This is a genomic window from Romboutsia hominis (genome assembly GCF_900002575.1).
Taxonomy (GTDB): Bacteria; Bacillota; Clostridia; order Peptostreptococcales; family Peptostreptococcaceae; genus Romboutsia_C; species Romboutsia_C hominis.
The window spans coordinates 814,823-827,259 of the sequence record NZ_LN650648.1; the positions used below are offsets into that span (position 1 = coordinate 814,823).

Below are 12,437 nucleotides of genomic sequence, written 5' to 3' on the forward strand. Positions count from 1 at the left end.
TTTAAAAATTTTAATAAAAATTTTATTTATCTTTGTATTCAGCACCAGCATTAACTTTAGTAACTTGGACAGCAACCATATCCTCTTTATCAGAGTTTTTAATGCCATGCCATTCATTCGCTTTTACAAAAACTGTACATCCAGTATGAACATTATGTTCTTTTTCTTCAACAGTCATAACTCCAGAGCCTTTTAAAAAGAAAAATATTTGCTCGCCATTTGGATGTCTATGCATTGCTAAATCTTGATTTGGTTTAAAATAATAAACTTCACAAGTTATATCGTTACCAGAAAAGACTGGTGTCTTAGGAACTACAGTATCATTGAAATTTGCTGCTTGTGGGTCTAGTAAATGTTTATGATTTGATTCCATAAAAAACCTCCATATATACGTAATTGAATATATTTTACTCAAAATATAAAAGTTATATTCAATTAATAAATTTTAAACTATTAGAAATAATTATTTATATAAATATGGTATAATATTAAAGAGACAGAAGGATAGGAGAGGCTGATAATATGGACATATTAATAACTGAAGAAGCTAAAAAACAATTTGATAAAATATTAGAAAATAGCGAGCATAAATATATAAGAATATATAAAAATCGTCCGTCTATATATGAAGATGCAAAATTAGACTTTATGTTAGATGAAATAAAGGAAGATGATGAACTTCATGAAGTTGATGGATATAAGATAATAATAAATAAAAGACTAGGATGTCAGATATTTTTCATGAATATATCTTATGGCGGACTAATGAGTAGAGATAAGTTCTCTATAGAATGTGATATTGGGCTATTACACTTTTAAATAAAAAATCTCCATCAAAATAAGATGGAGATTTTTTATTTTTAAATCATTAAAAATTAATTACGTCAAAACCTCATAAAAAGCATCTAAAATTATATGAAATAAATATTAACATTCTATTAATGTAAATCATAAGATATATAGCGATAGAAATGTATTTCATTATAAGGAGGTGCATCATGGATAATTCTTGCCCAAAATATGATATTCAAAAAATATTTTCTGGATACAAACCATCTAAACCAAATGCATATGCTCAAATAAATGGAGGACCATTAGCATCTTGTATAAAAGGAATAGTATACCTGTATCAATTAGAAGAGGGGGTATATGTAAAGGCATATATAACAGGAATACCTAGTATAAATAATCAAACTAGTTCGTTTCATGGATTTCATATCCATGAAGTAGGCGATTGTTCAATAGAAGATAAAAATAATCCATTTACTTCTGCAAAATCTCATTATAATTCAACCAACACAGAACACCCTATGCATGCAGGAGATTTACCGCCAATACTATCTGCTAATGGAATAGGGATACTTTCTGTATTTACCAATAGGTTTACTGTAGATGAAGTTATAGGAAAATCTTTTATACTTCATGAAGGATATGATGATTTTACTTCACAACCTGCAGGAAATTCAGGAAAGCGATGGGCATGTGGAGTTATTCATTATTATTAGTAGTTAAAATCTTAAACTTTATATGATTAATATAATAAGTTGTTAAATCTAATAGGATTAGTGCGCTTAAGGATTTGATATTAGGTTTAAATAAAATGTATCACCATTAAAAAGAGTATTTAACTTTTATAATAAAAGAAAATTTTCTTATTATGATTATTCGTTTTTAAATTTTTATAAATATTAATAAAAATTTAAAAAAATATGAATTATTTTTTTAAAAATGGTTAATATATAACTACACAATTAATTGCGTATCTAAGCACACTAGATAAAAGCTCGGATTGCCGAACCTTTTGCTAGTACCTATTGGGTGTTTAGAAGACGAGATATTTTATCATATTAGATAGTTCACCTAGGCTAAAACTACCTCATTTTAATCTATGGCTGTTAGCTAATAAGGTCAAAACCAATAGATGGCTAAATGCTAAGAAGCAAGTATTATCTAATAAAAGTCAAAAAGAGGGAAAAGCATATAGCTTTGTAAAAGGCAATAGATTTGATGGTTACACCATTAAATCCATTGTCTTTTATTTTGTTTTTTTATTGTAATCATATTATGCATAAAATTTGGTATGATAGTATAAATAATATAACCAAAAGGGGAGATACTTATGAAAATCAAAATAGGATTATTAGCACTAGTACTTAGTACAATATTAGTAGGATGTTCAGATGCAACAATAGAAAATAATGATAGTACAAATAAACCTAGTATAGAAGAAAACAAAGATACACATAAAGATAATAAAGAACAAGAAATTAATAAAGAAGGAATAGAAAATAGTGATAAAAATGATAATAGTATAAATACAGAAAAAGAAGAACCTATTGAAAACCTAGAAGAAATCAATAAGGAAAATATAAATATTGAAAATTATAAAGGAGAAATAGATTTTAAATTATACACATTTGACTCTGAAGATAATGATAAAAGGATAGTACTAAAAGATATACATAATATAGATAAAGACGATACGCTAGAAAACAAAATAAATGCTTTATTATCATCTTTAAAGAAAGACTATTTTAAAGATGAAAAAGCAAATATACAATTAGAGTCAATAAATGATGGGATAGCTACAATAAACCTAGTAGATGAAAATTCTTGGAGACAACACTTCCAGGGTTCAACAGGTGGATATATAAATCAAAAGACAATAGTAGAAACACTACTACAAAGAGATTATGATGGTGAGTGGATAAAGGGTGTGAATGTTTTAATAGATGGTAAAAAACAAGAAGTTTTTGATCATGCATCATTTGAAGAAATTTTTTATAGATAAACTAAAAATATAATATAGAGGATAGTTAGCTAGAAGTTAACTATCCTTTACTTATTTTTATTATTTATGTATAAAATATGGTAATATTATAAATAGAACAACGTAGAGACTTATTTAAATTTAGCCTAGAAGAAAGGAAATAAATATGAAAAAAACATTGGTACTAGCAGAAAAGCCTTCAGTAGGAAGAGATATAGCTAGGGTATTAGGATGCAATAAAGATAAAAATGGATATATAGAAGGAAGTAAATATATAGTAACATGGGCGCTAGGACACTTAGTAACGCTAGCAGATACAGAAAGCTATGGTCAAAAGTATAAATCATGGAATATAGATGACTTACCAATACTTCCAAAATATTTGAAAACAGTAGTTATAAAAAAGACTAGCAAACAATTTAATACAGTAAAATCTCAAATGATAAGAGACGATGTAGGTGAGATAGTAATAGCTACAGACGCAGGGCGTGAAGGAGAACTTGTAGCTAGATGGATAATAGATAAAATACAAGTCAAAAAGCCTTTAAAGCGTTTATGGATATCGTCAAATACAGATAAAGCTATAAAAGATGGATTTAACAAATTAAAAGATGCAAAAGAATATGACAATTTATACTACTCAGCAATAGCTAGAGCAGAAGCTGATTGGATAGTTGGTATAAATGCAACTAGAGCACTCACAACAAAGTATAATGCACAGCTTTCTTGTGGTAGAGTACAAACACCAACATTAGGAATGATATATAAAAGAGAAAAAGAAATAATAGAGTTTAAGCCAAGAAATTATTATGGAATAAATCTAAAATCCAATAAAGGAAATTCAGATATTTTATTTACTTGGATAGATAAAAATAATCAAAGTAGTAGTTTTAATGAAGAAAAGATAGATAAAATAATAAACAAAATAAAAGGAAAAGATTTAAAGATAATAAAGGTAGATAAAACTCTAAAGAAAAAATATTCGCAAGGATTATATGATCTAACTCAATTACAAAGAGATGCAAATAAAATATATGGATATTCTGCTAAAGAAACGCTATCTATAATGCAAAAGCTATATGAACACCATAAAGTACTTACATATCCAAGAACAGATTCTAGATATTTAACATCTGATATAGTAGAAACCTTAAGAGATAGAGTTAAGGCTGTTAGTATAAGTGATTACTCTAGAGTATGTAATAAAATACTAAAGTCTAATATAAAGGCAAATAAATCATTTGTAGATGATAAAAAAGTAACAGACCACCATGCAATAATACCTACAGAAGAAAGAGTATTTTTAGGTGAGTTAAGCGACAAAGAAAGAAAAATATATGACCTTGTTGTTAAAAGGTTCTTATCAGTACTTTGCCCTCCATTTGAGTATGAACAAACGTTAATAAATGCTAGTATTGAAGATGAACACTTTATATTTAAAGGAAATAGAGTGATAAATCTAGGATATAGAGAAAACTATAAAGACTTAGATGATGATGAAGATTATGGCGATGTAATAGTAGTAAAGGAAGGCGAAATTTTAAGTATATCAAATATTAATAAAACTATTGGAAAAACTAATCCTCCATCATATCTAAATGAAGGAAGCCTTCTTACTCTTATGGAAAAAAGTAATCTTGGAACAGTAGCCACTAGAGCAGATATAATAGAAAAATTATTTAATACGTTTGTAGTAGAGAAAAAAGGAAAAGAAATACATATTACATCAAAGGGTAAACAATTATTAGAATTAGTACCAAATGAATTAAAAACACCAGAATTAACAGCAACATGGGAAACTAAGCTTACAGATATATCAAAAGGAAAGCTTAATAAAAATGTATTTATAAATGAAATGAAAGAATACTCAAAAGATATAGTTAGAGAAATAAAGGATAGTGATAGTAAATTTAAGCATGATAATTTAACCAAAAATAAATGCCCAGAATGTGGAAAATACATGCTTGAAGTTAAAGGTAAAAGAGGAAAGATGTTAGTATGTGAAGATAGAGAATGTAATACTAGAAAGACTATATCCCAAACTACTAATGCAAGATGTCCAGTATGCCATAAGAGATTAGAACTTCGTGGAGAAGGAGAAGGAAAGACTTTTGTTTGTAGCTGTGGGCATAGAGAAAAGTTAAGTGCCTTTAACAAAAGAAAAAGTGAAGAAAAAAATAAAGCATCTAAAAAAGATATTAATAAGTATCTAAAAAATCAAAACAAAAATGAGGAAGTATTTAATAATCCATTTGCAGAGGCTTTAGCTAAGTTAAAGAAATAGTATACTAAGTGTAGATATTAAAGAATTTATAAATTATTACCTATAGTAAATAAAGCATCTTACTATGTTTAGTAAGATGCTTTATTTTAATTTAAAATAAAAAACTTGTAAACGTGTAGAAAAATAATAAAAAATATTGTATACTAGGTTTTAGTACTAGGTAACAAAGGAGAAAAATATGAATAAAAGCAATAAAATAAGATTAAAAGTAATAGGATTGTCTTTGACAGTATTTATAGGAGTATCTACATTTATAGGATATTTAGTTTATGATGGTTCGGTAGGTTCTAGTCAGAAAATAAAAAATGAAGATGTTGTAGAAGTATTTTCAAGTAGAGAAAATAAGCCACTAGAAAGACTTAAAAATTATGAAAATGAAGATGTATTTATAGATTCACCAGAAAATGGTTATAAAATAGAAGCTAAGCTTATAAAGTCAAACATAAAAACAGATAAGACTGTTATATTAGTTCATGGCATAGAAAGTTATTATTATGAATATCTAGATAAGGCATATGAGTACCTAGAAAAAGGATATAATGCAGTTATATATAATCAAAGACATACAGGAAATACTGGAGGATATGATTATACATTTGGACTATATGAAAGATATGATTTAGAAAATGTAGCTAAATTTGTAAATGAAAGATACCCTAATGGATTACTTGGGGTACATGGACATTCAATGGGAGCAGGTACTGCACTTATGCACTCTAGTTTAAATGAAAAAAATAAAAATGTAGACTTTTATATAGTAGATTCACCATATCATGAAATGGCTGATGCAATAAGACTTGGAATAGAGGCTGAAAATATACCACTACTTCCTGTAGGATATGCAAAATTTATGGGAGATATATACACACAAGTAAAATCAGGATTTTCTTATGAAGATGTAAAACCTTATAAAGAAGTTCAAAATATAACTACTCCAATGTTCTTAATACATGGAAAAGAAGATAAGGTATGCTCACCACAAAGTAGTAAGATAATATATGAAAATATACCGCATGATAAAAAAGAATTATGGCTTATAGATAATGTTGGGCATGTAAACGGATATGAAATATTAGGAGATGAATATTTTAATAGAATATTTAACTTTATAGATAAAAATGTAATTAATAATGGATAATACAAAATGTAGGAATTATAGAAAGTAATTCCTACATTTTTATATTTTACAATATTGACTATATCAATATTGTAAAATATAAAAAAATGTTAAAATAGTAAGTTATAAACACATATTAAAATTAATATATAAATAATACAATAATAGGAAAAGAGTGATTATTATGGGTAATAAAAAATCAACGAAATATACAACATATGCTTTATATATTTTATACTCAATATCTCTTATATTATTTTTTAAAAATGGTGAAATAAGAAACATAGGTATAGCATCTTTTTGCTTGATAGCTACAATAGCGCTTCATAAGATAAATCAAAAGAATAAAAGGCTTATAAATGACAATTTATATTTAGTATTAGCCTTATTTATAATGATATCTTCTTTATTAGGTTCTTGCTATGATTTTTACGACATAAATCATTATGATGATTTTTTACATGTTTGGTCAGGTCTTATAAGTTGTAGTGTAGCATATTCATTATTGTTATTTTTTAATGATAACAAAATAAAATCTATAAGCAAAATATTTATAATTATATACCTATTTATGTTTAGCATGGGGGTAGCGAGCTTATGGGAAATAATTGAATTTTTATTAGATACTTTTATAGGAACTAATATGCAAGTAGGTGGGCTTAAGGATACAGTTATAGATATGATAGATGCTCTAATTGGTTCTTTAGTTATGATCCCTATAATAATGAGTAGTTATAAGAAATTAAATCTTATTAAAGCAAAAAAAAATTCCTAGATATCTAGGAATTTTTTTTTTATTTTATAAATTGCTTAAGGTAGTTATCCATAGAATCACAAACTTTTTTAGCATCTACAACAGCTTCTATAACAGTCTTAGCTCCATTTGTAACATCCCCACAGGCAAATACACCTTCTCTTGTAGTTTGGCCAAACTCGTTAGTCATTAAAAGTCCATTATTTTTAGTATCAAGACCTTTATTGTTTATAACTATATTGTTTTTAGGAATTTGACTAATAGCTATTAATATACTATCACATTCATATAGCTTTTGACTTCCTTCTATAGAAACTAAAGACTCAGTGCCATCTTCATTTAATACAACTTCAGTATCTTCAAATATTATACCTTCATCAACTATTTCAACAGGGGCCTTGAAAGTTTTAAATAAAACACCTTCATTTTGAGCTTCATGTATTTCATGCTTTGTAGCACTCATACTATCAAAGTCTCTTCTATAGAATATTTCTACACAATCTGAGCCAAAGTATTTTGCACTTCTAGAAGCATCCATTGCTACATTACCAGCACCTATTACTATAACCTTATTTCCAAGGTCATAACTTTCAGGGGATCTTAGATAGTTAATAGCATAGTGAACATGTCCAAGAGATTCACCTTTTATATCAAGTCTTCTTGGATTCCAAACACCAGTACCGATAAATATAGATTTATATCCATCCTCAAATAGTTTAGATAAAGTAACTACAGGACCTATAAGCGAGTTTATTTTTATTTTAACGCCTAATTCTTTTAGTCTTTTTTCTAATAAATCAATATTAGTTCTTGGCAGTCTAAAAGATGGTATACCATAAGTTAATACTCCACCTATTTTTTCATTTTTTTCAAATATAGTAACATCGTAGCCTCTTAAAGCTAAGTTAAGTGCAACTGTAATACCAGCAGGACCAGAACCTACAACAGCAACTTTAACACCATTTTGTTTTGGTTTTTTTAGAGTTATATCTTCTAAATATTCGCTAGATATTTCATGTTCAATATCATGAAAACGTACAGGTTCACCTTTTATGCCTTTTATACAATTACCTCTACATTGGTTTTCATGTGGACATACTATGGCACATATTGCTGATAAAGGATTATTTTCAAATAGTATTTTACCAGCTTCTTTTATTTTACCATCCTTGTATAGCTCAATAATTTGAGGGATTGGAGTATTTATAGGACAATTATTTTGACATCTTGCATTTTTACAATTAATACATTTGTTGGCTTCATTTAAGTTTTTAAGCATTATATTACCACCCTTTATTATATTATGATATAAAATATGATGTACTAAATTATATTAAAGGTATATTATATATAAATATAAAGTACACTAATTAACTCGAAATAAGTTATATTATGTTATATTATAACAGAAAAAAGGATAATTATATACAGAAATTATTACATGATACCCAAAAATCTGTGTTAAATAATTAATTAATAAAATTATAGAATTAGTTTACTAATAACGTATATTTTAGTAATATATTATAAGGCATAATACATATAATATCGACAATTTTAGGGAGGAAAAGTGTTGTTAAAGAAATTTATAAATAAGGTAAAACATTTAGTAGAACAAAATAAAGATAACTCAAAAATACATAAAAAAGATAAAGTAGTATATAAAGAAGAGATTGTAAAACCAGATAAAAATAATAAAATAAGTGAAATAAAAGAAGTTAAAAAAGATGGAATACATAATGAAGATAGGACTTATAATGAAAGTAAAGAACATAAAAAAGAAAAAATTGAAAATAAAAGTATAGAAATTGTTAGTGAAGACGATAAATGTTATATAAAAGATATAAAAATAAAAAGAGGTATGTCTATTAAAGCTATAGATGTATATACAAAAGAAGAGAGAGTTTTTAAGACACATAAAGAGTGTGCTAAAAATCTAGGAATTCCTATTGAGTATATAAAGGAAAACCTAAAGTATGGATATACTGATTATCTAGGAGGAGCTATAAAGTATTTAAGTAAAGAGTTAAATCTTGAAAAAGAGTATGAAAGTTATTTGGATAGTAATAAAAAGCCCTCTCAGATTTTAACGATATTAAATAATAAAATATTTACTTCAAAAATATCAAAGGAAAAAAGAGAAGAAATATTATGTAGTGATAAATTAGACCCTGTGAAAATGCACTATATATTTGAGTGTATAGATGAAGAGTATGATGAGTATTTTAATAAATATAAATCAATAATTAAAAGAGGGGGGAAAAAGAAAGTAGAACTTATAGACACAAAAGGAGAAGTAATAGAGATATTTAAGTCTTTAGATGAATGTGCGAATCATTTAAAAAAAGATAAAAAAGAAGTTGTTAAAATGCTAAAAGAAAAAAATACAAAAGTAGGTAGATATGAAATAAGATATAGTTTAAGAAATATTTAAATTCATAATAAATTCATAAGCACTTCAATTACCATTCACTTATATATACTAAAATAATTAATGACAGAAATAAGAGTATATTACTTTATTAAATTTTAATTTTATTTACATTTCAAATAATGTAAAATATAAATAGTTATAAAAAATAGGTATTAGGGAGGATGTAAATGTCTGAAGATAAGAAAATAAATAGTTTAGATGAACATGAAATTGAAAATGAAAAGGGAGAAAAAAAAGAAGTAAAGCCAGCTAAAAAAAATAAAGGAATAGTAAAAACTGCTATGATAACTTCATTAGTAGGTATATTATGCATAGGAGTAGGATTTACTACAGGAAAAAATGTTGGAAGAAAGTTACCAGCAACACACAAAAATTATAGCGATAATAAGGTAATAGCAACAATTGGAGATACTAAAATAACGGGAAAAGAACTTGAAAAAAAGATGGAACCTTTATTTTATATAAATGGTAAAACAGAAATGACGGATGAACAAATAAAAGCTTATGAAGATAGCATGATAGATTATATGACTACAACAGAAGTATTATATTTAGAAGGTAAAAAGGATGGTATAAAAGCTACACAAGAAGAAATAGATGCTGAATATAAATCTTTAATGGAAAGTATTAGTAAACAATTTGGAATATCAGAAGAAGAATATATAAATAAATTTGGAATAAGCAAGAAAGATTCTGAAAAAGATTTAGAAAAAGAAATTATAGCTACTAAATATATAAAAAAGGCTTCAGAAGTAAGTGATAAAGAAGCTAAAAACTATTATGATAAAAACAAAGATGAATTCTTAAAGGTTAGAGCATCTCACATACTTCTTAAAACTACAGATAAAGATGGAAATGATGTAAGTGAAGATGAAAAGAAAAAGATTAAAGAAGAAATAGATAAAATACTTAAAAAAGCCCAAGTTGGAGAAGATTTTGCTACATTAGCAAAAGAATACTCTGAAGATAGTAGTAAAGATAATGGAGGAGACCTTGATTTCTTTACAAAAGGTCAAATGGTTGAGCCATTTGAAAAAGAAGCATTTGCTTTAAAAGTAGGTGAAATAAGCAAAGAACCTGTAGAAACTCAATTTGGATATCACATAATAAAAAAGACTGATGAAAAGCAAGAAAACTTTGATGATATAAAAGAAGAATTAAAGTATAAGCTATCATATGAAAAACAAAGTAATGTTGTCGATAATTTAATAGAAAAGTATAATGTCCAAGTAAAAGATAGATAATATTTTGCTACAGATATAGGTATTCCTAAATCTGTAGCTTTTATTTATTGTAAAATTTTTTATTAAATTATAAAGTTATACTTAAATGCAAGAATGATTAGAGTTTAACTTTATGGATAATAATCAAATATGATAATAAAAAGTGCTTTAAAGGGATTTTAGTAAACATATGGAATTAATATAGATATTAGTACACTAAGATTTAATCATAGATAAAATGAATTGTCATAAAGGATGTGGTTAAATGAAGAAGGTTAGTAAAAATAGCAAGTGGTTATTCATATTAGTATCTTTACCTATATTAGTATTTTTGCAGTACTTTCTTTTTAAATTTGGAGTTTTAAGCCCTATTGTAAGAGGTATAGAACTTAAAGTAGTAAATGGAGATTATGTTACAGATATAGATGAATATACTATAAAATTAAATGATAAAGTTAAATTATCTAGTGGAGACTATATTTGTATACCATCTTATGCAAAAAAACCTGATATTTGGTTTAACGTATTAGATAGTAAGAATATTCTAGAGATAAAAGGAAATGAATTAATAGGTAAAAAAGAAGGAATATCAACAATAGGTGTTATGAAAAATCAAAGAGTGCTAAGGAAAGTCAACATAAGAGTTATAGATCCGAAAGTTGAGGATATAACATATAGTGTTGATAATAATTTAAAGTATGTAGGAGATAGTGCTACTATAACATCAGAAGTTAAAGTAGATTATGACAAATTTAAAGAAAAAGAAAAAGTATTTTATGAGAGTAGTAATGAAGATGTTATAAAAATAGATGACAATAAAATAAAAGCTGTGGGTGTAGGTAGCGCTAAAGTATATATAAAGTCTAAAGATATGGTAGAAACTTTAAAGTATAATATACAAGCAAAGATTGCAGAAATATCTATAAGTAGCACTATAGAAGTAGGACTTGAAAAAAGTAAAAAGTTAAAACCAGATATAATAACTATGCCTGTTGGACTTAAACATCCTAAGATAAGATATGAACTAGTGGAAAATAAATTAGGAGTAGATAGAAATATAAGTCTTGATAAAAATACAGGAGTTATAACTGGAATAAAAGAAGGAAAAGAAAAGATAAGAATAATCTGCGGTGAAAAAGAAAAAATAGTAACCATAAAAGTTAGTAAAGAGTCAGTTACAAGCAACAAAGTAGAAAATATAAAAGCTTTATATGAGATAGTAGATGGTAAACTTTTAGTTAAATTATCTTGGGATTATATAAATGATGTAAATGAATATTATATATATTTAAAAAATAATTCATTAAATTATCCAGATTTTAATTTATACGATTCAATAAAAGTACAAAAGGATAAAATGGATTCAAATACCGTATACAAAAATATAGAAATAGATTTAATAAATGGTAAAATACCAGATATAAGCATATATGTAGCTGGTAAAACTAAATATGGAATGACAAATCCAAGTAATACTATAAATATAAAGCCAATAGATGAAGATATACAGAATGTAGAAGTTAAAAATCTAAAAGCATCTATAGATAGTAATAATAATTTAGCAACACTTACTTGGGATAAATTAGATATAAAAAATGTTAAATATAGTATTTATGTTAAAAACAATTTAAATCAAGATGAAGGGTTTACACTTCTTGAAAGTAATATAGAAAGTAATAAATATACAATAAAACTTTCTGATGAAAATGTAGACCTAGAAGTTTATGTAAAGGCTAACAAGGATGATAAATATTCAAAACATAGTAATATTGAAATTATAAAAAGAAAAGTTAGCGATGAAGATGTAGATATAGAAGAACCAGTAATAAATCAGTAATAAAAAACATATAAGTAG

Annotated in this window: 11 protein-coding genes; 9 read left to right on the forward strand and 2 right to left on the reverse strand. The window is 26.0% G+C overall.

Features of this window, described 5'->3' with window-relative positions:
* Positions 1-22 precede the first annotated feature (22 nt).
* Entirely contained in the window at positions 23-373 is a 351-nt protein-coding gene (locus tag FRIFI_RS03830; RefSeq protein ID WP_092926816.1) for a cupin domain-containing protein, read from the reverse strand.
* 149 nt (positions 374-522) lie between these two features.
* Between FRIFI_RS03830 and FRIFI_RS03835 the strand changes: the two genes are divergently transcribed.
* From FRIFI_RS03835 to FRIFI_RS03860, 6 genes are all read left to right on the forward strand, one after another.
* A complete protein-coding gene (locus FRIFI_RS03835; protein WP_166505022.1) occupies positions 523-819 on the forward strand; it encodes a hypothetical protein in 297 nt (98 codons plus the stop codon).
* A gap of 179 nt (positions 820-998) precedes the next feature.
* Complete coding sequence (locus tag FRIFI_RS03840; protein ID WP_092926812.1) at positions 999-1,505, forward strand: superoxide dismutase family protein; 507 nt, start codon at positions 999-1,001, stop codon at positions 1,503-1,505.
* Positions 1,506-2,119: 614 nt separating this feature from the next.
* Positions 2,120-2,791 carry a coiled-coil domain-containing protein gene (locus FRIFI_RS03845; RefSeq protein WP_166505023.1) on the forward strand — a complete coding sequence of 224 codons (672 nt, stop codon included), beginning with the start codon at positions 2,120-2,122 and terminating at the stop codon, positions 2,789-2,791.
* Positions 2,792-2,936: 145 nt separating this feature from the next.
* A complete protein-coding gene (locus FRIFI_RS03850; protein WP_166505024.1) occupies positions 2,937-5,054 on the forward strand; it encodes a DNA topoisomerase III in 2,118 nt (705 codons plus the stop codon).
* Positions 5,055-5,232: 178 nt separating this feature from the next.
* The gene (locus FRIFI_RS03855; RefSeq protein ID WP_166505025.1) at positions 5,233-6,192 is read left to right on the forward strand and encodes an alpha/beta hydrolase; all 960 of its coding nucleotides are present in this window, start codon (positions 5,233-5,235) and stop codon (positions 6,190-6,192) included.
* Positions 6,193-6,355: 163 nt separating this feature from the next.
* Positions 6,356-6,946: a DUF2238 domain-containing protein gene (locus FRIFI_RS03860; RefSeq protein ID WP_092926804.1), complete on the forward strand. Its 591-nt coding sequence runs from the start codon at positions 6,356-6,358 to the stop codon at positions 6,944-6,946.
* A 19-nt stretch (positions 6,947-6,965) separates the two neighbouring features.
* On the opposite strand, the gene FRIFI_RS03865 is transcribed toward FRIFI_RS03860, so the two are convergent.
* On the reverse strand, positions 6,966-8,204 hold the full coding sequence (locus FRIFI_RS03865) for an NAD(P)-dependent oxidoreductase (protein WP_092926802.1): 1,239 nt from the start codon (positions 8,202-8,204) through the stop codon (positions 6,966-6,968).
* Between the two features lie 294 nt (positions 8,205-8,498).
* Between FRIFI_RS03865 and FRIFI_RS03870 the strand changes: the two genes are divergently transcribed.
* From FRIFI_RS03870 to FRIFI_RS03880, 3 genes are all read left to right on the forward strand, one after another.
* Positions 8,499-9,359 (forward strand): hypothetical protein, encoded by an 861-nt coding sequence (locus tag FRIFI_RS03870; RefSeq protein WP_166505026.1) that lies wholly within the window; start codon positions 8,499-8,501, stop codon positions 9,357-9,359.
* Between the two features lie 167 nt (positions 9,360-9,526).
* A complete protein-coding gene (locus FRIFI_RS03875; protein WP_166505027.1) occupies positions 9,527-10,603 on the forward strand; it encodes a peptidylprolyl isomerase in 1,077 nt (358 codons plus the stop codon).
* 244 nt (positions 10,604-10,847) lie between these two features.
* On the forward strand, positions 10,848-12,419 hold the full coding sequence (locus FRIFI_RS03880; RefSeq protein WP_166505028.1) for a hypothetical protein: 1,572 nt from the start codon (positions 10,848-10,850) through the stop codon (positions 12,417-12,419).
* Positions 12,420-12,437: the final 18 nt, after the last annotated feature.

Excerpts from the sequence above, each read along its gene's own strand:
- FRIFI_RS03830 (WP_092926816.1), bottom strand. The coding sequence starts at position 373 with ATGGAATCAAATCATAAACATTTACTAGACCCACAAGCAGCAAATTTC.
- FRIFI_RS03835 (WP_166505022.1), top strand. The coding sequence starts at position 523 with ATGGACATATTAATAACTGAAGAAGCTAAAAAACAATTTGATAAAATA.
- FRIFI_RS03840 (WP_092926812.1), top strand. The coding sequence starts at position 999 with ATGGATAATTCTTGCCCAAAATATGATATTCAAAAAATATTTTCTGGA.
- FRIFI_RS03845 (WP_166505023.1), top strand. The coding sequence starts at position 2,120 with ATGAAAATCAAAATAGGATTATTAGCACTAGTACTTAGTACAATATTA.
- FRIFI_RS03850 (WP_166505024.1), top strand. The coding sequence starts at position 2,937 with ATGAAAAAAACATTGGTACTAGCAGAAAAGCCTTCAGTAGGAAGAGAT.
- FRIFI_RS03855 (WP_166505025.1), top strand. The coding sequence starts at position 5,233 with ATGAATAAAAGCAATAAAATAAGATTAAAAGTAATAGGATTGTCTTTG.
- FRIFI_RS03860 (WP_092926804.1), top strand. The coding sequence starts at position 6,356 with ATGGGTAATAAAAAATCAACGAAATATACAACATATGCTTTATATATT.
- FRIFI_RS03865 (WP_092926802.1), bottom strand. The coding sequence starts at position 8,204 with ATGCTTAAAAACTTAAATGAAGCCAACAAATGTATTAATTGTAAAAAT.
- FRIFI_RS03875 (WP_166505027.1), top strand. The coding sequence starts at position 9,527 with ATGTCTGAAGATAAGAAAATAAATAGTTTAGATGAACATGAAATTGAA.
- FRIFI_RS03880 (WP_166505028.1), top strand. The coding sequence starts at position 10,848 with ATGAAGAAGGTTAGTAAAAATAGCAAGTGGTTATTCATATTAGTATCT.